The organism is Solibacillus sp. FSL W8-0474 (assembly GCF_038004065.1).
GTDB classification, from domain to species: Bacteria; Bacillota; Bacilli; order Bacillales_A; family Planococcaceae; genus Solibacillus; species Solibacillus faecavium.
The window spans coordinates 3,942,657-3,962,241 of the sequence record NZ_JBBOQJ010000001.1; the positions used below are offsets into that span (position 1 = coordinate 3,942,657).

Here is a 19,585-nt window from a genome sequence, read left to right on the forward strand (position 1 = left end):
TAATACCAATAAAAAACAGTAAGATTGTAATAGTTGGAAAATTAATGAAATGAGGAATAGTATGGGCATTCTATTTGCAAGAGCGACTAAAGTTTCGAAAAAACCTTACTTTGATATAGATAAATATTCTCAAGAAGTTTCTTTAGATGTTTCGAAGTATCCCGATTTAAATAAACAGCTTCAATTATTAAAATTAACAAACGATGACTTAGCCATAATCAAACAGCTGGAGCCCTTTGCACCAGAAATCATTCCTACTATGGTGGAACAGTTCTATGCAGCAATTAGTTTAAGCACGGAGCTTACTGATATTATAAATAATACAAGTAAAATAGACCGATTAAAAGTTACTCTATACAAACATTTAGAAAGTATTTTTAAAGCTTCAATTGATTCGCATTACTTAGAAGAGCGTCAGACAATTGCACATGTACATGTCAGAATTGGTTTAAAATCAAAATGGTATATCGCTTCGTTCCAATCCTTAGTAACGACATTTATTGAGTTTATCGAAAAGATTGATATGCCGAACTTAGAAATGGGCAAAGCCATTAATGCTTTCTCGAAAATTATTAATCTCGAACAGCAGCTTGTTATCGAAGCTTATGAAAAGGAAGAACAGCGCATTCGTTTGGAAAATGTAGAATTGCAAACAAAACTAATCGACCGCATTCAAAATACCGCGCAGGAATTGTATAGCATTAGTGATGAAACAAACGATTCCTTACAGGAAATAGCCAGCCAATCTGAAGAAATCGCTTCTAATACAGAGCAAGGTTTAAATTTAGTCGCGGAGACAGAAGACAAATCGACAACCGGCACAACCTATTTAGTGAGTCAAACGGCAATTATGACGACGATTTTAGACCGAGTAGAGACATTGGAAACTTCAATGGTTACACTTCGTCAATCCTCTCAAAAAATTGCTGATATCGTAGGGTTAGTTACAGGTATCGCTGATCAAACGAATTTACTAGCGTTAAATGCATCTATTGAAGCTGCCCGTGCGGGAGAACATGGTAAAGGTTTTGCTGTCGTAGCGGATGAAGTTCGAAAGCTTGCAGAAGAAACGAAAAAAGCAGTTCAAAATGTGTCGCAATTAATTAAAGAAACTGAGCTCAGTATTACCCAAATGTCTCATTCTGTTTCGAGTGTCGATGAGCAGGTCAAAATGAGTGTCGATACTCAAAAAAATTTAGCGGATTCATTTACTTCTATTACAGAAGCTGTATCCGGCATTAAAAAGAAATATGAAAATACTAATGAAGACATTCATACCATATCCTCTGTCATTACGGGATTAACACATACAACAAATCTTGTCTCAACTTCTTCTGATTCGTTGTTGCGCATCGTTCATGAATTAAATAACTAATTTTCAATTAGCGGTGTTCTAATTAGCTATTAAGAAAAATGAAGAGGCAGTGGTAAAAGGTTTCCCTTTATCACTGCCTCATTTGATTATTCCTAAATTGTCATTTAAGCAGACGATTTTTTGATAAGACCCGCTTTTGCTTTCGATGTTCTTGACGAATAGGACCTGTTTCAAATAAATGACGTTCAAAATCCGTTTCCGGTTCAACACCTGGTACTTCTTTCGGATTGCCATTTCCATCAATTGCAACCATTGTCACGAAAGATTCTGTCGTTAACTTTTTTGCACCAGTTTTAACATTCCTAGAAACTACACGTACATACACTTCCATTGATGTACGTCCCGTCCCAGAAACAACTGCCTCTAGCTCTATCATATCACCTGCATATGCTGGTGAGACAAAATCTACGGAATCGAAAGATGCTGTGACGACCTCTCCCTGAGAATGTTTCATTGCTGCAATTGCCGCAATCTCATCAATATATGCTAATACTTTTCCCCCGAATATAGATTGATGGTGATTCGTATCAGGAGGTAGTACTAATCGAGTTTGGATAGATTTTGAATAACTCATTGGTAAAGTAGTTTTCATAAATATCCTCCTTTCTAACTACACTCCATGTTACTATTCGATAGGGCAAAGTGCTAGTTTGAATTTTTAATATGTCAGCTTCATTGTTATAAATTTCAGCTCTGTCATTTCTTCCACAGCATACTTAATACCTTCTTTGCCATAGCCGCTATTTTTTACACCACCATATGGCATATTATCTACGCGGAATGTAGGAACATCATTAATAACTACCGTTCCTGCTTCAATCTCCTCTGCTGCTTTCATAGCATCTGTGAAAACGTTTGTATAAATACCCGCATTTAAGGCTAAATCTGATTCGTTTACGAGCGCTATTGCCTCGTCTAACGTTTCATATGGAACGATTGAAACAATAGGCGCAAAGGTTTCTTCACATACAATTTTCATATCCGGCTTCACATTTGTCATAACAGTTGGCGAGCATGTACGATCCGTAAATTCCGCCCCTGTTGCAACAACCGCACCTTGTTGTTTCGCGGCTTCAATCCAATTCTTAATACGTTTTACCTCATCAGGGTGAATCATGGCACTCACATCTGTCTGTTCATCATGTGGATCTCCAACTACTAACTTTTCTGTCTCTTCAACAAACAACTTCGTGAATTGCTCGTAAATAGAACTATGAACATATACACGCTGTAGAGAAATGCAGACTTGTCCCGCAAAGCCAAATGCCCCGCCTACACAGCGCGCTATAACTTTTTCTATTGGTGTTGAAGGCTCTACAATTAATGCAGCATTTGAACCTAGCTCTAATGTAATTTTACGTAAGCCGACCTTTTCTTTAATTTTCAGTCCAACCGGCCCACTACCAGTAAATGTAACTTTTTTCACCAGCGGATGTGTCACAAGCGTATCGCTTAAATCGCCGCCACCACCAGTCACAATTTGCAGAGCCCCGTCCGGTAATCCAGCTTCTTTAAAAATTTCCGCCATCGCAAGCGCACTTAATGGTGTTTGTGATGCCGGTTTTAATACAACTGTATTCCCTACAGCAAAGGCCGGCCCTAACTTATGCGCCACTAAGTTAAACGGAAAGTTAAACGGTGTTATTGCAGAGACTACTCCTAATGGTACTCGCTTTGTATAGCCCATTCGATCTTTAACACCAGGTGTAGCATCCATTGGAACAGTTTCACCTGTAATTTGTTTTGCCGCTTCTGCTGCGAATTGATACGTAGTAATTGTACGATCTAATTCAGTAAGTCCTGCTGATAACGGTTTTGCCGCTTCATCTGCTAAAATTTTTGCAAGCTCAAATTTACGGTCACGCATAATTGCCGCAACTTTATATAAAATCTCTGCACGTTCATATGCCGTTGTCTTCTTAAATGACAAAAACGCTTTATGAGCCCCTTCAATCGCTCTTTCCACATCAGCAACAGAGGCTTTTGCAACTTTCGCAATTATTTTTCCCGTATAGGGTGCTGTTAGTTCGCTTAACTCCGCTGTACTTTCCCATTTGCCATTAATCCATAATTTTGTTTCTTTCATAATTAATCCCTCCTCTATATTATCTACCCAATTTAAATAAATATATCGAGAATATCCAATGCTAAAAAAAATGTCATATCATTAATGAAATTACTCATATCAACTGCTTGCATAAAAAGTAGACTATCATTAAAATCAGCTAATTGATTGTTTTCTATTAAGCTATGCAGTACATAGTGGGTTGCCGTTATTAACGCATATTCCTTTTCCCTTGCAAACATAGATAGACTTTTTAATTCCTGAGATAGCTCAATAATTTCATCCACTACTTCAGAGGTTGCAGCTACTAAAGCGAGCAAAGCTAAATATGGATAAAATTTCTTACCCACCTTTACCTTTTTGTTAGTAAATGATTGTTTAATCGCAACAGTATATTCAATTAAAGTAGGCTGAAACTCCTCTTGATATAGTGCCAAAAGCTGGGTCATCGCCTGTAATGAATCACCAATTTTAAAACCTTCTTTCTGCAAGCCATCATAATATTGCCGCATCGTTTCAGCCAACGTTCCATAATTACTGGATTGATTTGTTAATAATACTGCGTAAGGAATGTCATCTTTGCCAGTTAAAAAATAGTGATGTTTTTTCATTTCAGTATGCAACTTCTTAGCTCGAAATGCATGTTCTTCATCTGTTAAAAATAATGCAGCTATATTTTGATAGGCACTATTTTTAAATCCTGCCTTTATTAGCAACTGTTCATTTGAGATTAAGCGTTTCAGCTCTTGCTCAGGTTCTGGATGCAATACAAGGTGCACTAAAATTCTATAAGTCAATGCAGATATATTATTGGATGGTGATAAAATATCGATCAACTTTTTCTTTGGTTTTTGCTTATGTATTTTTTTAACACTATCATCAAATTTTGGTCCATTAAATGTTTCACGTGAAAATGTAAACTGATTAGCTAAAGGTATTCGAATATTACTGGTTTCATTTGTCCCAAAAAAGAGCTCCATCCGCTCATAATTTTGGCTAAGCAATTGAATAAAAGATGACTTTTCCATATCTTCACACTCCTAACCATTATTATACGCCTAAATATTTGAGGTGAAAAATAATGTATTTGTTTGTAAAAAAAAGTAAACACCAATGGGAATCCATCAGTGTTTACTCTTCACATTATCCTTAAAGCTGTTCAAGCTCTTCTTTTGTAAATGCACGTGATCTTGATAAAAAGCGTTTTCCCTCGACACCTTCCAATGAAAACATCCCGCCCCGTCCATCTACAACATCAATTATAATTTGGGTATGCTTCCAATAATCATATTGATTTTTATGCATATAAAACGGACTATCCCCAATATGGCCGAGCAGCACATCCTGATTACCAATTATTAAATCTCCATCTGGATAGCACATTGGCGATGAGCCATCACAACACCCTCCCGATTGATGAAACATAATCGGTCCATGACGTTCCTTTAACTTCTTAATTAATTGTAGTGCTGCATCGGTTGCGGTTACACGTTCAACCAAAATTGCACCCCCTCTCTTAGAAGAAGCCTAAGCGGTTTTCATCATAGCTTACTAAAAGATTTTTCGTTTGTTGATAATGACTTAACATCATTTTATGATTTTCACGACCGATACCACTCATTTTGTACCCACCAAATGCTGCATGGGCCGGATATGCATGATAGCAATTTGTCCATACACGTCCTGCTTCAATTCCACGGCCAAATCGGTAGGCAGTATTCATATCACGCGTCCACACACCCGCTCCTAATCCATAAAGTGTATCATTTGCGATTTCTAAAGCTTCTTCCTTCGTTTTAAATGTTGTTACTGCAACAACTGGACCGAAAATTTCTTCTTGGAAAATACGCATTTTATTATGACCTTTAAATACAGTTGGCTTAATATAGTAACCGTTTGCATAATCGCCGCCAAGATCATTTTTCTCGCCACCGATTAAGCATTCAGCACCTTCCTCTTTTCCAATTTGTAAATACGATTGGATTTTTTCCATTTGCTCAGAAGAAGCCTGAGCACCCATCATTGTATCTGTATCTAAAGGGTTTCCTGTTTTAATCGCTTCAACACGCTTCAATACACGATCCATGAATTTCTCATAAATCGACTCTTGAATAAGCGCACGGGATGGACAAGTACATACTTCCCCTTGGTTTAAAGCGAACAATACGAAACCTTCCACGGCTTTGTCCAAAAAGGCATCGTCTGCCTCCATAATATCTTCAAAGAATATATTTGGTGATTTACCACCTAACTCTAATGTAACGGGGATTAAGTTTTGTGAAGCATACTGCATAATGAGGCGCCCTGTCGTTGTTTCCCCTGTAAAGGCGATTTTTCCGATACGTGGACTAGATGCCAATGGCTTACCTGCTTCTAAACCAAAACCATTCACAACATTCACTACACCAGGTGGCAGTAAATCTTCAATTAACTCAACTAACACTAAAATCGACGTTGGCGTTTGCTCAGCCGGCTTTAATACTACACAGTTTCCTGCAGCAAGTGCTGGCGCCAACTTCCATATCGCCATAAGTAAAGGGAAGTTCCACGGTATAATTTGTCCTACAACTCCGATTGGCTCATGGAAATGATAAGCAACTGTATTATCATCAATTTGACTAATCGATCCTTCTTGTGCACGTAATACCCCCGCAAAATAACGGAAATGATCAATACCAAGCGGTAAATCTGCATTCAATGTTTCCCGTACAGCTTTACCATTGTCCCATGTTTCTGCAACCGCTAACATTTCTAGGTTTTGCTCCATACGATCAGCAATCTTCAGTAAAATATTTGATCGCTCTGCGGCAGATGTCTTACCCCAAGCATCCTTTGCTGCATGCGCTGCATCTAATGCGAGTTCGATATCCTCTTCAGTTGAACGAGCAACTTGCGTAAAAACGTTTCCAGTAACCGGTGTTATATTGTCAAAATACTCCCCTTTTACTGGAGGTGTCCATTTACCACCAATAAAGTTGTCATAGCGCTCCTTAAAATTCACTAATGCGCCATCTGTGTTAGGATTGTGATACACTGCTGTCATTGAATTCTCTCCCCTTTGCAAAAATTGTTGTGACCATACCCTCATCTACTGGTTTTTATTTAATAGCTCACCTTGTTGTGAGAGGTATCTCTAACTATTATATTGTCAGAAGAATCCAATAATTTCAAATATTAAACTACAATTTTAAGAATATTTTATTTTAAATATTCTGCTATACTGGTAATTATTACTATTAACCAAAAGGAAGTAGACAAATGAAATATTTTAGTACACTTTTTATTTTATTGTTTTTATCATTTATCTTTCCAAATGTTACATACGCTTCGGCACAAGAAACAGTAAAAATAGAAAAGGATACAACGGCCTATTTTTATTTGCATAATAACCAAGAAGTAAAGTACATTACTTTAAACAAAGGCGAAACATACCTCGCTACTTTAGAGGACCGAAACTGGATGATCGAAATTGGCAATGCAAAGGTTCATATCGATAAACAAGATGCGAGAAGCATAAATGAAAAAATTACTCCTGCGCAAAACAATAATAAAATACAGATTTTAACCGATGACCCCACGCCCGTTTATAATTCCCATCGCAATAGTAGTAGACAAATTGCTACATTAAGCGCTAATACACGTATTAGCTCCAATGGCGTAAAAGGCTATTTTTATGAGGTTGTTATTGGTGGAAAGCTTGGATATATTCCTATTAAAAACATGCAGGTTGACGATGGTGTTCCAATTTTGATTTATCACCACTTTGTGGAAAACATTCAAAAATCCAATTTTCGTAAGAATATCTCTGTTGTTGATATTGGAGACTTTGAACAGCAAATGGCATTTTTGAAAAATGAAGGCTATACGACTATTTCATTAAAGGATGTAGACCAGTGGATGCAAAAAAAGCAGGCACTTCCTGCAAAAGCAGTCGCCCTCACTTTCGATGATGCCAATTTATCTCTGGAGAAAATGGTCTATCCCATTTTAAAAGAAAAAAATATGCATGGTACTACCTTTGTCATTGGAAATCGAGTAAAAGAAGAAACTCCTCCATTTAACAGTGAGGCAAAAATAGTACAATTTGCAGGATTTAAAGAACTTCAAAGTGTAATGGATCTTATTGAAATCGAGCATCATACTTATGCGCTGCATGTTTACCATGATACATTAAAAAGAAGTCAGCTCCAGCTTACATCAGCTCGAGATTTACATTACGATATCCAGCAAACGAATGAAGTACTAAAGCAAATTGACCCTAATATACAAGTTCATTACTATTCCTATCCATACGGGAAGTTTAATAAAAATCATGAAGCTACATTTATAGAAAATAATATTTCGCTAGCATTTTTAAATAAAGGTGGTAAAACAAAAATAACGAGTCCTCGGTTATATGTACCCCGGATTCCTGTTCAAAATTCTATGCCACTCGAACAATTTAAATCATTAGTTCTGAATTAATATGAATAATTTAAAACGACGTGAGACGAATTTATAAGTCATTTCATGTATACTGAAGATATTCTATTAGTAGGTGAAAAAATTATGCGTATAAATAAATATTTAGCAGAAACCGGCATCGTATCTCGTCGCGGTGCAGATAAATGGGTAGAAGATGGACGTGTAAAGATAAATGGTGCCCTTGCAACAAATGGTAGCCAAGTAGAGCCAGGTGACGAAGTATTTGTAGATGGCAAACTTGTAAAAAGAGAAGAGAAGTTAGTCTATATCGTTCTGAACAAGCCTGTTGGCATTACAAGTACTACGGAAAAGCATATTCAAGGCAATGTCGTTGATTTTGTAAATCATCCGTTGCGTATTTTCCATATTGGCCGTTTAGACAAAGACTCGGAAGGATTGCTCCTTCTTACAAACGATGGTGACATTGTAAACGAGATTTTACGTGCAGAAAATCATCATGAAAAAGAGTATGTCGTACAAGTCGATAAGCCGATTACCGACAAATTCATTAAAGACATGAGCTCAGGTGTGGAAATTTTGGATACAACGACATTACCTTGCCGTGTTGAAAAAGTTTCTTCGCAAGTTTTCAAAATTATTTTGGAGCAAGGCTTAAACCGCCAAATTCGTCGTATGTGCTCGGCACTGGGATATTCTGTACAAAGACTCCAACGCATCCGTATCATGAATATTCATATTGGCAATTTAAAGGTTGGACAATGGCGTGATCTAACGGAAAAAGAAAGAAATGAACTATTTAAATTACTGAATTATACACCAAAACAATAAGTAATCCTCTCCCATAACCGGGAGAGCTGCTTACTAGGCATAGGAGGCATCGTTATGCTAACAATACAGCCAACTGAGAATTTAACAGGTTTAACGGTAAGTGGGGACTATTGGGATTTGGATGATTTAATACATGCAGTTTATGAGGTCATCGGGGAAGAAAAGCGCTATTTCCATTATGAAGGTGTAAGGCAGCGATTATTAGCCGTTTGCTTAAAGTTACGCCAAGCTTCTAAAGGTGAACATGGTATTGATTATATTGCCAATGGGATAAATAAAAATGTGCTAAAGAAGATACATACAATTTATCCTGATAAAAATATTTATTACAGTGTGCCTTTATTTGTCCCTGAGCTCATTTTTTCTGCGCTTGCATTAAATGATTTCATTTCACTTTATAAAGAAACAATAGATGATTCGGAGTGGAGTATGCCGGTAACTACAGTTCGCAAGTTCCAGGCACTTGTAGCCGAATCCATCTCTTCATTTTTTCCAGAGGACCATTATATGTTGTTTTTAACAACGCTACATACGAAGTCACCACTGTTTCATCAGTATGCCCCGCAGTATGTTGATATATTGAATCTGGAGTATCTTTCATTGTCTAAAGAAGAACGCGAAAAACATATAAATTCGTTCGCATTGCGCCTTTTAACAGAAGACGAGACTTATAAAGTATTAATTCAGCAGCTTTTAGATGTAACAAGCTTATCAAAGCAATCTTTTTATGAAGTAGAGCTGACATTAAAGTATCCAGATGAAGAAGCGATTATTTGGTAGCAATATTTTATATACTTACATATAAAGAAGGCTGGTTAAATAACCAGCCTTCTTGTTTTTATAATCCACCTAAATAAGCGGCTCTTACTTCATCACTTTCCTGCAGTTCCTTCGCAGAGCCTGCAAGCACTATTTTACCTGTTTCCAGAACATAGGCACGGTGCGCAACGGATAATGCCATATTTGCATTTTGTTCTACTAGTAAAACAGTAACACCTTCTTTATTAACCATCTCGATAATATTAAATATATTTTTTACCATTAGTGGTGCCAAGCCCATTGAAGGCTCATCCATAATGATTAGTTTTGGCTTAGCCATTAAAGCGCGCCCCATCGCAAGCATTTGCTGCTCTCCACCTGAAAGGGTCCCTGACAGCTGTTTGCGACGTTCTAAAAGACGAGGAAACAAATCAAATACATGAGCCATATCCTTCTTAATCCCGTCTCGATCTGAACGCAAATAAGCTCCTAGCTCCAAATTCTCCTCTACTGACATATTTGAAAATACACGTCTTCCTTCCGGTACATGGGAAATTCCTGACTTCACAATAGATTGTGCCGGCTTACCATCAATTGCAGAACCTAAATATTCAATTGAGCCACGCTTTGGCTTTAGTAATCCGGAAATTGTTTTAAGTAAAGTGCTTTTCCCTGCCCCATTCGCCCCAATTAATGTAACAATTTCACCTTCATTTACTTCGAGGGAGATTCCTTTCAATGCCTGAATATTACCATAGAAAACATCAATATCATTAATTTTTAGCATATTATTCTGTAACCTCCTCACCTAAGTAAGCTTCAATTACTTTCGGGTTTGAACGAATTTCTGCCGGTGTCCCGTTTGCAATTAATTGACCGTGATCCAGCACGTAAATACGTTCACAAATACCCATAACCAAGTTCATATCATGTTCGATTAATAAAATCGTTAAATCAAATTCCTTGCGGATGAATGCAATAAGCTCCATTAAATCATGTGTTTCCTTTGCATTCATTCCAGCTGCTGGCTCATCTAATAATAATAGCTTTGGAGCTGCTGCCAATGCACGAGCAATTTCCAAACGACGTTGCATCCCGTACGGCAAGTTTTTAGCAAGCTCATCACGGTAAACATCCAGTCCGAATATCTTTAAAAAAGCCAGTGACTCCTCTTCCATCTTCTCCTCGCCTTTAAAATGGCTTGGTAAGCGGAAAATGCTTGAAACTAAGTTGTGCTTCGCTAAACCGTGGTTTGCCACCTTTACATTATCCAGGACGGATAACTCCTTAAATAGGCGGATATTTTGGAATGTACGACTAATTCCTTGGCCTGTTACTTTATATGGATCAAGACCCCCTATTGATTTGCCATCAAACATAATCTTTCCTTCTGTTGGCGAATAAACACCGGTTAGCATATTAAATGTCGTTGTCTTCCCTGCTCCATTTGGACCTATAAGACCAATTAATTCACCTTGGTTCATGTACAATTCAACGTTTTGTACAGCCTTTAATCCACCAAATTGAATACCTAAATTCTCTACGGTTAGAAGTGCACTCATACGCGTGTACCTCCCTTTTTACCAAACTTAAAGTATGCTGTAATTTCTTTTGAACCTAATAATCCCGTCGGACGATATAACATAACTAGAATTAGAATTAATGAATAAATAATCATTCGTGTCTCCGGGAAGTCCTGTAAATACGTTGAAACGACGGTTAATAAAATCGCAGCAATTACAGATCCTGATAAACTTCCTAACCCGCCTAAAACGACGAATATTAAAATATCAAAGGATTTTAAAAATCCAAATGCAGTTGGCTGAATTATATAGTAGTTATGGGCGTAAATTGCACCCGCAACGCCGGCAAAAAATGATCCAATTGCAAATGCGACTACTTTGTAATAGGTCGTGTTAATTCCCATTGCATCAGCAGCAATTTCATCTTCCCGTATGGATATACATGCGCGACCATGCCGGGAATTCGTGAAGTTGGAAATGACTAAAATAGTTATGAATACTCCAAAGAATGCATATGTCCACGTTGATTGGTGAGTCACTTGCAAACCTGCAGCGCCTCCTACATAGTCCGTATTAACAAATACAATTCGAATAATCTCCGCAAATCCGAGCGTTGCAATGGCTAAGTAGTCCCCTTTTAAACGAAGAGATGGAATTCCAACCAATAGTCCAGCCAGTGCGGCAACAATTGCACCAATTAAAATTGCTGTAATAAATGGCATGCCAAACTTCATTGTACAAATTGCCGATATGTAAGCACCGACTGCTAAAAATCCTGCATGCCCTATCGAAAATTGACCTGTAACTCCGATTATGACATGTAAACTAACTGCTAAAATAATATTAATACACATTGCGATAAACATATTTTGATAGTAGTTCTGAATAACACCATTTGAGATTAATAATTGAACAACTGCATAAATAACAAGTGCTAGGACGGCATAACCCCAAAAGATTTTTGATTTTTTCATGCTGTTCACCTACACTTTCTCGCGTGTATTTTTACCGAAAATACCCGCTGGACGTAAAATTAGAATTAAAATAAGGATGACGAATGCGGCTGCATCCCGCCATAAAGAATAACCTAGTGCAGAAACAACGGTTTCTACTACTCCAAGAACAAGACCGCCTACCATCGCCCCTGGGATAATACCTATACCACCTAAAACGGCTGCGATAAATGCCTTAATCCCCGGCATAATCCCCATTAATGGGTCGATACGAGTATAGTAAATACCAAAAATTACACCAGCTGCTCCTGCTAAAGCAGAACCAATGGCGAATGTTGCAGATATTGTATTGTCAACGTTAATACCCATTAAGCGGGCTGCATCAGCGTCATGTGATACTGCACGCATCGCTTTTCCAATTTTCGTCTTGTGTACAATGAATTGTAGGAGAAGCATTAAAAAGATCGATACAGACAAAATGAATATGGCTAGTGTGCTAATTTGAACACCAAAAATTTCAATATTCTTCGTTGTAAACACTGTCGGATATGCCTCAGGAGATGATCCACGGAAGAAAATTACTGTGTACTCAATTAACAGCGATACCCCAATGGCGGTTATAAGTGCTGCTATACGCGTCGCATTTCTCAGTCGTTTATAGGCGACACGCTCAATAATTACTCCGATAACGGCACATAAAATCATTGCTAAAATAAGGGCTAAAAATATGTTCATTTCCCAACGTGCAATTGCATAAAAACCGATAAAGGCACCTAGCATAAAAACGTCACCATGGGCAAAGTTGATTAATTTAATAATCCCGTAAACCATCGTATAGCCTAAAGCGATGAGCGCATAAATACTACCTAGCGAAATCCCGTTCACTAATTGTTGAATCCACTCCATAAGTTCACTTCCTTTTCAACTATTAACTATGAAAATACGAAAAAGGGAGGCAAGTTCCGCCCCCCCTTACTTGAAAAAAATTAAGGATTAACTTTAGAGTTGAACTGTTGTTTACCGTCTACGAATTCTAGAACTGTAGCTGATTTTACTGGGTTGTGGTTTTCGTCAACTGTGAAAGTACCTGTTACTAAACTTAAATCTTTCGTTGATGCTAGCTGTTTTTGAACTGCTTCACTCGTAACATCTCCATCTACACGTTTAATAGCATCTACGATAAAGTAAATTGAATCATAACCTAAAGCGTGGAATGCATTAGGCGCCTGACTATATTTATCATTGAAAGCTTTAACGAAATCCTGAATTTTTGCATCTGGATCTTCAGATGAATAGTGATTTGTAATGAAAGTATTATTTAAAGCATCCTCTCCGGCTAATTCGATTAATTTAGGAGAGTCCCAACCGTCAGCGCCCATTAATGGAACGGTAATACCTGCTTCACGTGCTTGCTTTACGATTATTCCAACCTCTTCGTAATATCCAGGAATGAAGATGAAGTCAGGATTTTTCCCTTTAATGTTCGTTAATTGAGATTTAAAGTCTACATCTTTTGCAACATATGCCTCTTCAGTAACAACTGTACCGCCGTTTGCTGTAATAGTTTCTTTGAATGATGCAGCTAAACCTTTCGCATAATCAGATGCATTATCCGCAAAAATTGCTACATTTTTAGCACCTAATTCATTTGTCGCAAAGTTTGCTGCTACTGTACCTTGGAATGGATCGATGAAACATGTACGGAATGCATATTCGTTTACTGTTCCGTCATCATTCACTGTTACATTCGGAGCTGTACCTGACCCAGTAACCATTGGAACTTTATGGTTATTTGCAATTTGCACAGTTGCAACAGAGTTACCAGAAGTTGCAGGCGCTAACATTGCCACTACTTTTTCCTGCTCCGCTAGCTTAATCGCTGCAGATGTTGCCTCAGCTGTTTCTGATTTATTGTCGATAGGAATATATTCAATTTGCTTACCATCAATACCACCTGATGCATTGATTTCATCAATTGCTAATTTTGCTCCATCATTAATAGATGACCCGTAAGAACCAACCGCACCGGATAATTCTAAGTTTGCACCAATTTTTATAGTTTCCCCTGCTGTATTGCCACTTCCACTTGAACTAGAAGAACCGGAATCATCAGTTCCACATCCTGCTAAAAGTCCAGTTAATAGTGCTGTTGCCATGAATAATGACCCGTACTTTTTTGTTTTGTTGTGCTTTGCCATTATTATTTCCCCCTTAGTAAACTTGAAATATTTGATATTTCAGATAATTATACTCAATCTTCCAAGTTCCTACAATCTAATTTTTAAATATTCAGAATAGATGTCATTGCAATAAAATTCTCATTTATTCCAACTTCTGTATTGTATACGATACTAAATTATTAGTCTAGTGTGATTTTTCTGTAAATTTTGTATATTTAAAGACCATAAAAAAACGTCATTATTCGTTCATAATACGAAAAACGACGATTCGTTCATTTTCATTTTTTTCATGTCGGAGTTTTATATTTAAATAACATTCCAGCATTTTTTCTTCTAGTAAAAAATGCATGTATTCAGGGGAAGGGTAATATAAAATTATATCAATAGTTCGTGGATGTAAATTGAATGACTTAAAAAGGATATTGATAAATTCGCGAAAAACATGAATGGAAAATGGATTGAAAAAGAAAAAAACATTATCCTGCTTTTTGATTTCATATGTTTCTGCAATGATGTTCAAAAATTGAATAGGTGCTTTCTTCTTTTTGATTTTTTTCAAGTATTGCTCGGCATTATGTTCGGCTTCTGCAAAAAATTTTTGATCCATTTCAATCCCTATGACCGGAATGCGGAAACGATTGTATATATAAATCGGGACACGGCCTTTCCCGCATCCAATATCGAGGAATCGAGCATTCGATGGCATTTCATATGTTTCAAATAATTGTTCTAGCCCACTATATGGGGTCGGTTCATAGCGATGATATTTTGCTAACTTTGGAAACCCATACTGAAAGCCTGCCGTTTGAATATTTAATAACTTATCATATTGTTGCTCGTTCATTAATTCACCTCATATCTTACTACTTATTATACCCATATATTTTATCACGATAAAATATATTGATGTTTTAACTCATGATTCAGCAACCATTCTTTACGCCATAAACCTCCTGCATATCCTGTCAGCTTACCATTTGCTCCTATAATTCTATGGCAAGGGACGATAATACATATCCTATTTCTGCTATTAGTCATACCGACAGCACGTACCGCTTTAACATTTTCTATTTGCTGAGCAATTTCTTTATATGAAGCAGTTTGACCGTATTGTATGTTTTTTAATGCTTCCCATACGGAAATTTGAAAAGCTGTACCTTCAAGTTTATAAAATACAGAGAACTCTAGACGTTGCCCGCTAAAATATTCATCTAACTCTTTATAGCAATCTAGTAATAGCGCAGGTGTGTCAATCTTTTGTAAAAACTGAATTTCTCTTTCCACAAATAATACCGATGAAATAAATTGTTCTGTTCCGATTATCTCAATAACCCCTATCGGTGAAGCATAATCCAACTTATGCATAGTGTTTCTCCCCTTCCCTTATCTTTGTACTATAGCGCATTTACGAGAATGAAAAAAGAACCTTTAATCTGATATTGATTAAAGGTTCTCTCATTATTAATTATGCTTTTTGTAAACCTAATGCTTTAGTTGTTGTTTCATGTACTTCTTTAAGAAGTGCTGTATTTTCAACAAGGTTTTCCCCGTAAGAAGGGATCATCTCTTTAATCTTAGGCTCCCAAGTTTTTAATTCTTCTGGGAAACATTGTTTGATTACTTTTAACATTACAGATACCGCTGTAGAAGCACCTGGAGATGCACCTAGTAAAGCTGCAATTGATCCGTCGTGTGCAGTTACTACTTCCGTACCAAATTGTAATGTACCTTTACCAGCGTCTGTGTCTTTAATAACTTGAACACGTTGACCTGCAACACTGATTTCCCAGTCTTCTGACTTAGCAGTAGGAATGAATTGACGTAATTCCTCCATACGTGCTTCTTTTGAAAGAACTAACTGAGAAACTAAATACTTGCTCAACGACATTTCTTTCACACCACAAGCAAGTAATGTAAATAAGTTATGCGGTTTAATTGAAGCAAATAAGTCCATATTTGAACCTGTTTTTAAGAACTTCGGAGAGAAGCCAGCAAACGGTCCGAATAATAATGACTTTTGACCATCGATATAACGAGTATCTAAGTGAGGTACTGACATCGGTGGTGCACCTACTGCTGCTTTACCGTATACTTTTGCATGGTGTTGATTAATAATTTCTTCGTTTTTACAAACTAAGAATAAACCTGAAATTGGGAACCCACCGATATGTTTTGATTCAGGAATGCCAGACTTTTGCAGTAACTCCAAGCTACCGCCTCCAGCTCCTAAGAACACAAATTTCGACGTATGGTATTCTACTTTACCGTTTTCCTTGTTATGGACTTTTACTTCCCAAGAACCGTCTTTTAAACGTTTAACGTCAGTAACATTATGATTGTAGTTTACGTCTACATCCTGTTTTTGTAAGTTTGCGATTAAAGTACGAGTTAACGCACCAAAGTTCACATCCGTACCAGAGTCAATTTTAGTTGCAGCAATTGGCTCATTTGATTTACGTTCATTCATAATTAATGGAATCCACTGTTTTAATGTTTCAGGATCATCAGAGAACTCCATACCTTCGAATAATGGGTTAGCTGTCATTGCTGCATGACGCTTTTTAAGGTACTCAACATTGCTAGCACCTTGTACCATACTCATATGTGGTAATGGCATAATGAAATTTTCAGGTTTTTCGATTTGCTTTGTGTTAACTAAATGAGACCAAAATTGTAGTGAATCTTGGAATTGCGTGTTAACGTTAATAGCTTTTGTAATATCGATTGTTCCGTCTTTTTTCTCGCTTGTGTAGTTAAGCTCACATAAAGCTGCATGCCCAGTTCCGGCATTGTTTAATTCGTGAGAGCTCTCCTCACCTGCTTTTGCTAAATTCTCAAATACTTTGATTTTCCAATCTGGTGCTAATTCTTTAAGCATTGTACCTAAAGTTGCACTCATAATTCCGGCACCAATTAAGATAACGTCTGATTTTATATGCTTGTTACTCATTTTTACCTTCCCTTTATATATATTAAGATTTTTAGAATAATGTAAGCGCTCTAATTTACTATCGACAATCTAAAAAAGGAGGCGGGTCCATTCATTCTAGATCTGTTATTACCTTATTGTAGTGTAACACAATTGCGAAAAGATTAAAATATATACAGATTGCTGTAAGTACGCATATGAAAAGGTTGACATTTGCGAGAAAAGTTTTAACATTTTTAAGCAATTTACGTATTAGAGGAATATAAATTATTTTTATTTTCTAACAATTACAGAGTATTTTTTTCAATATTTTTAAGTTATATTTATTAAGAATGTTCTTTTCCTTCTATTATATACTCGCGAAGCTTGGATAAATTATTAGAATATTTTGTAAGAATGTTAATCATCATTCTTTGCATATAATAGAGAAATAGGATAAATATTATGAGCAAGACATGACAAATATAAATAGTTCAATACAGAAATTCAAGTTAAAATTAAATTTGAATGAGATTAGGGGGATGTTTTATGAAAATTTTTGCAGATAGTGGATCGGACTTATCTAAATCATTTTTTGATAAGGAAGATGTTCATCTTTTCCCACTACGTGTATTAGTAAGAGGCGTTGAGTACGATGATATTATTGGCATTTCGACAGACCAAGTATACGCTGCCATTAGTGAAGGTGAACAACCAAAAACATCACAAGTTTCATTGGAAGTTTTTTTAAACACATTTGAACAATTAGCAAAATCAGGAGAGGAAGGTATCTATTTAGCCTTCTCATCAGAGTTGTCAGGTACATGCCAAACAGCTATACTCGCAAAAAACCAAGTACTAGAAAATTATCCTAACTTGAAATTAGCTATTATTGATACAAAGTGTGCTTCCTTCGGCTTAGGTTTAGTTGTGAAAGAGGCAGTTCGTTTAAATAAATTGGGTATCAGATTTGAAGAAGCCGTAGATCAACTAACAGCTATGGCAAATTCAATGGAGCATTTGTTTACTGTTGGGGATTTAAATTATTTGGCAAAAGGTGGGCGTGTTTCGAAATCAAGTGCTTTTATGGGTGGGTTACTAAACATCAAACCGATTCTAAATATGGAAGATGGTAAGCTAATCCCGCTTGAAAAAACACGTGGTTTTAAAAAAGCTACACAACGAATGATTGCACTGATGAAAGATCGCGGTGGCGATTTTACAAATAAAGTCGTTGGTATTTCACATAGTAATGATGAAGAATTAATGCACGAAGTAAAGGCTGCCATTCAAGATGCCCTACAACCTAAGGCAATTGAAACGACAACAATCGGGGCTGTCATTGGGGCACATGTTGGGCGTGGCACTATCGCCATTTTCTTCACAAATAACAAATAAAATCCTCAAAGAAAGCTGTCTGGAAGTTAATCCAAGACAGCTTTTTTTCATTCTATATGAAGAATAGTCCTGCTAATGCGATTCCAGTAATTGCTCCTAATGCAATACCATAGCCAAAGCCGGCACCAGGCCCAAAGCCCCAAAAGCCTATACCATACCCATTATTATCAGGCATAATCCATACTTGTCGATTGTCGACCTTTGTAATCCGGCCAACATGAGTATTTCCGCAATTATCGGATATTCTCACCCGCTTACCTTGATATTGACAGCATAAATTATATGCATCTTGTGGATTCATCAGTGTACCTCCCTTCCATACTTTTTTCTACTATATGTTCAGGCTTTAAGCACATACGAGCCTATCGTCTAAGTCATACACTAAAAGAAAAAGGAGGACATCATGCCAATTCTCGATACAAAAATGTTATTTGAAAAAAACGATCAACGCGAACAACTTGCCTATCACTCTGTACAGTCCATTTTTCCTCAGCAACCACCCGAGGCTGTTCAATTTGAGTTGTTACAACAAGGTCTTCTTCAAAATGGCGAATTGCCCTTAACATTAGATGTTTGGCACATCGCTGAGAGATTACTTGAACAACTTATGCTTGCATGGGATGGACCGGATGTACCCATTGCTATTTTGCCCATTAAAAATGGCTTTGTAAAAAATGGCGTCGCCTACCCATTCGGTATTTGTTTATTTATTTCATCAAGGATTACGATAAAGGAGCTACATGCCTTACTTGCGCATGAATATCACCACATTTGTAGGCGACGCTTCATTTCAGAACCTCCTACATTACTTGATTCTGTAATTATGGAAGGGTTGGCGGAGCATGCAGTTGAAAGCTTATTTGGGGAGTACGCTATAAGTTCATGGACGAAGCGTTATTCTATGGAAGAAGCCATTAGCTATTGGAATTCCCATTTTGCTCCTGCCCTGCATATACGGGGATTACATGAACATAGAGCTTATTTGTTTGGAGATATGGCTTTAAACCTACCGCCTTGGATTGGCTACTGTATAGGTTATCGAATTGTAGAAGCCTTTCAAGAAAACGAGGGATTTCATGATATCAATCAACTATTAATATTACCTTCTGAATACTTAATTGCTGCCGCTAAATTTCAAAAGAAGTGACCGACTAAAATTAACCGGTCACTT

General features: G+C 37.0%; 20 protein-coding genes. 6 read left to right on the forward strand and 14 right to left on the reverse strand.

Annotated elements, in window-relative coordinates:
• The first annotated feature begins 61 nt into the window (after positions 1–61).
• On the forward strand, positions 62–1,375 hold the full coding sequence (locus NYE67_RS20005) for a globin-coupled sensor protein (RefSeq protein ID WP_340726508.1): 1,314 nt from the start codon (positions 62–64) through the stop codon (positions 1,373–1,375).
• 100 nt (positions 1,376–1,475) lie between these two features.
• On the opposite strand, the gene NYE67_RS20010 is transcribed toward NYE67_RS20005, so the two are convergent.
• The 5 genes from NYE67_RS20010 to adh form a co-directional block, all read right to left on the reverse strand.
• Positions 1,476–1,967, reverse strand: a complete 492-nt coding sequence (locus NYE67_RS20010) for an acyl-CoA thioesterase (protein WP_191701118.1) — start codon at positions 1,965–1,967, stop codon at positions 1,476–1,478.
• A gap of 66 nt (positions 1,968–2,033) precedes the next feature.
• A complete protein-coding gene (locus NYE67_RS20015) occupies positions 2,034–3,461 on the reverse strand; it encodes an aldehyde dehydrogenase family protein (RefSeq protein WP_340726509.1) in 1,428 nt (475 codons plus the stop codon).
• Between the two features lie 32 nt (positions 3,462–3,493).
• Positions 3,494–4,468: a DUF4003 family protein gene (locus tag NYE67_RS20020; RefSeq protein WP_340726510.1), complete on the reverse strand. Its 975-nt coding sequence runs from the start codon at positions 4,466–4,468 to the stop codon at positions 3,494–3,496.
• A gap of 121 nt (positions 4,469–4,589) precedes the next feature.
• On the reverse strand, positions 4,590–4,940 hold the full coding sequence (locus NYE67_RS20025; protein ID WP_340726511.1) for a DUF779 domain-containing protein: 351 nt from the start codon (positions 4,938–4,940) through the stop codon (positions 4,590–4,592).
• A gap of 16 nt (positions 4,941–4,956) precedes the next feature.
• Positions 4,957–6,483 (reverse strand): aldehyde dehydrogenase, encoded by a 1,527-nt coding sequence (gene adh / locus NYE67_RS20030; RefSeq protein WP_340726512.1) that lies wholly within the window; start codon positions 6,481–6,483, stop codon positions 4,957–4,959.
• A gap of 215 nt (positions 6,484–6,698) precedes the next feature.
• On the opposite strand from adh, the gene NYE67_RS20035 reads away from it, so the two are divergent.
• The 3 genes from NYE67_RS20035 to NYE67_RS20045 all read left to right on the forward strand — a co-directional run bounded on the left by NYE67_RS20035 (position 6,699) and on the right by NYE67_RS20045 (position 9,473).
• A complete protein-coding gene (locus NYE67_RS20035) occupies positions 6,699–7,904 on the forward strand; it encodes a polysaccharide deacetylase family protein (RefSeq protein WP_340726513.1) in 1,206 nt (401 codons plus the stop codon).
• An 84-nt stretch (positions 7,905–7,988) separates the two neighbouring features.
• Entirely contained in the window at positions 7,989–8,693 is a 705-nt protein-coding gene (gene rluF, locus NYE67_RS20040) for a 23S rRNA pseudouridine(2604) synthase RluF (protein ID WP_340727300.1), read from the forward strand.
• A 54-nt stretch (positions 8,694–8,747) separates the two neighbouring features.
• Positions 8,748–9,473 (forward strand): DUF6904 family protein, encoded by a 726-nt coding sequence (locus NYE67_RS20045; RefSeq protein ID WP_340726514.1) that lies wholly within the window; start codon positions 8,748–8,750, stop codon positions 9,471–9,473.
• Between the two features lie 58 nt (positions 9,474–9,531).
• Here the strand turns inward: NYE67_RS20045 and NYE67_RS20050 are convergent, their stop codons facing one another.
• The 8 genes from NYE67_RS20050 to NYE67_RS20085 all read right to left on the reverse strand — a co-directional run bounded on the left by NYE67_RS20050 (position 9,532) and on the right by NYE67_RS20085 (position 17,079).
• Positions 9,532–10,239, reverse strand: coding sequence for an ABC transporter ATP-binding protein (locus NYE67_RS20050; RefSeq protein ID WP_340726515.1), 708 nt, complete (start codon positions 10,237–10,239; stop codon positions 9,532–9,534).
• Between the two features lies 1 nt (position 10,240).
• Positions 10,241–11,014, reverse strand: coding sequence for an ABC transporter ATP-binding protein (locus NYE67_RS20055; RefSeq protein WP_340730850.1), 774 nt, complete (start codon positions 11,012–11,014; stop codon positions 10,241–10,243).
• Positions 11,011–11,949 (reverse strand): branched-chain amino acid ABC transporter permease, encoded by a 939-nt coding sequence (locus NYE67_RS20060; RefSeq protein ID WP_191701108.1) that lies wholly within the window; start codon positions 11,947–11,949, stop codon positions 11,011–11,013. Before NYE67_RS20060 ends, NYE67_RS20055 begins: the two co-directional genes overlap by 4 nt.
• A gap of 9 nt (positions 11,950–11,958) precedes the next feature.
• Positions 11,959–12,834, reverse strand: coding sequence for a branched-chain amino acid ABC transporter permease (locus NYE67_RS20065; protein ID WP_339214551.1), 876 nt, complete (start codon positions 12,832–12,834; stop codon positions 11,959–11,961).
• Between the two features lie 80 nt (positions 12,835–12,914).
• Positions 12,915–14,126 (reverse strand): ABC transporter substrate-binding protein, encoded by a 1,212-nt coding sequence (locus tag NYE67_RS20070; protein WP_340730851.1) that lies wholly within the window; start codon positions 14,124–14,126, stop codon positions 12,915–12,917.
• A 220-nt stretch (positions 14,127–14,346) separates the two neighbouring features.
• Entirely contained in the window at positions 14,347–14,952 is a 606-nt protein-coding gene (locus tag NYE67_RS20075; protein WP_340726517.1) for a class I SAM-dependent methyltransferase, read from the reverse strand.
• A 44-nt stretch (positions 14,953–14,996) separates the two neighbouring features.
• On the reverse strand, positions 14,997–15,473 hold the full coding sequence (locus tag NYE67_RS20080; protein ID WP_340726518.1) for a methylated-DNA--[protein]-cysteine S-methyltransferase: 477 nt from the start codon (positions 15,471–15,473) through the stop codon (positions 14,997–14,999).
• A gap of 100 nt (positions 15,474–15,573) precedes the next feature.
• Positions 15,574–17,079 carry a malate:quinone oxidoreductase gene (locus NYE67_RS20085; protein WP_340727301.1) on the reverse strand — a complete coding sequence of 502 codons (1,506 nt, stop codon included), beginning with the start codon at positions 17,077–17,079 and terminating at the stop codon, positions 15,574–15,576.
• A 486-nt stretch (positions 17,080–17,565) separates the two neighbouring features.
• Here NYE67_RS20085 and NYE67_RS20090 point away from each other — a divergent pair, with 486 nt between their 5' ends.
• Complete coding sequence (locus NYE67_RS20090) at positions 17,566–18,414, forward strand: DegV family protein (protein ID WP_340730853.1); 849 nt, start codon at positions 17,566–17,568, stop codon at positions 18,412–18,414.
• A gap of 52 nt (positions 18,415–18,466) precedes the next feature.
• Here NYE67_RS20090 and NYE67_RS20095 read toward each other — a convergent pair whose 3' ends face one another.
• A complete protein-coding gene (locus NYE67_RS20095) occupies positions 18,467–18,715 on the reverse strand; it encodes a hypothetical protein (protein WP_191701101.1) in 249 nt (82 codons plus the stop codon).
• 102 nt (positions 18,716–18,817) lie between these two features.
• Here NYE67_RS20095 and NYE67_RS20100 point away from each other — a divergent pair, with 102 nt between their 5' ends.
• Positions 18,818–19,561 carry a DUF2268 domain-containing protein gene (locus NYE67_RS20100; protein WP_340726519.1) on the forward strand — a complete coding sequence of 248 codons (744 nt, stop codon included), beginning with the start codon at positions 18,818–18,820 and terminating at the stop codon, positions 19,559–19,561.
• Positions 19,562–19,585 lie beyond the last annotated feature (24 nt).

Bases quoted from the DNA above. Each gene is read 5' to 3' on its own strand.
- NYE67_RS20005 (WP_340726508.1), top strand. From the start codon at position 62: ATGGGCATTCTATTTGCAAGAGCGACTAAAGTTTCGAAAAAACCTTAC.
- NYE67_RS20010 (WP_191701118.1), bottom strand. From the start codon at position 1,967: ATGAAAACTACTTTACCAATGAGTTATTCAAAATCTATCCAAACTCGA.
- NYE67_RS20015 (WP_340726509.1), bottom strand. From the start codon at position 3,461: ATGAAAGAAACAAAATTATGGATTAATGGCAAATGGGAAAGTACAGCG.
- NYE67_RS20020 (WP_340726510.1), bottom strand. From the start codon at position 4,468: ATGGAAAAGTCATCTTTTATTCAATTGCTTAGCCAAAATTATGAGCGG.
- adh (WP_340726512.1), bottom strand. From the start codon at position 6,483: ATGACAGCAGTGTATCACAATCCTAACACAGATGGCGCATTAGTGAAT.
- NYE67_RS20035 (WP_340726513.1), top strand. From the start codon at position 6,699: ATGAAATATTTTAGTACACTTTTTATTTTATTGTTTTTATCATTTATC.
- rluF (WP_340727300.1), top strand. From the start codon at position 7,989: ATGCGTATAAATAAATATTTAGCAGAAACCGGCATCGTATCTCGTCGC.
- NYE67_RS20045 (WP_340726514.1), top strand. From the start codon at position 8,748: ATGCTAACAATACAGCCAACTGAGAATTTAACAGGTTTAACGGTAAGT.
- NYE67_RS20050 (WP_340726515.1), bottom strand. From the start codon at position 10,239: ATGCTAAAAATTAATGATATTGATGTTTTCTATGGTAATATTCAGGCA.
- NYE67_RS20055 (WP_340730850.1), bottom strand. From the start codon at position 11,014: ATGAGTGCACTTCTAACCGTAGAGAATTTAGGTATTCAATTTGGTGGA.
- NYE67_RS20060 (WP_191701108.1), bottom strand. From the start codon at position 11,949: ATGAAAAAATCAAAAATCTTTTGGGGTTATGCCGTCCTAGCACTTGTT.
- NYE67_RS20065 (WP_339214551.1), bottom strand. From the start codon at position 12,834: ATGGAGTGGATTCAACAATTAGTGAACGGGATTTCGCTAGGTAGTATT.
- NYE67_RS20070 (WP_340730851.1), bottom strand. From the start codon at position 14,126: ATGGCAAAGCACAACAAAACAAAAAAGTACGGGTCATTATTCATGGCA.
- NYE67_RS20075 (WP_340726517.1), bottom strand. From the start codon at position 14,952: ATGAACGAGCAACAATATGATAAGTTATTAAATATTCAAACGGCAGGC.
- NYE67_RS20080 (WP_340726518.1), bottom strand. From the start codon at position 15,473: ATGCATAAGTTGGATTATGCTTCACCGATAGGGGTTATTGAGATAATC.
- NYE67_RS20090 (WP_340730853.1), top strand. From the start codon at position 17,566: ATGAAAATTTTTGCAGATAGTGGATCGGACTTATCTAAATCATTTTTT.
- NYE67_RS20095 (WP_191701101.1), bottom strand. From the start codon at position 18,715: ATGAATCCACAAGATGCATATAATTTATGCTGTCAATATCAAGGTAAG.
- NYE67_RS20100 (WP_340726519.1), top strand. From the start codon at position 18,818: ATGCCAATTCTCGATACAAAAATGTTATTTGAAAAAAACGATCAACGC.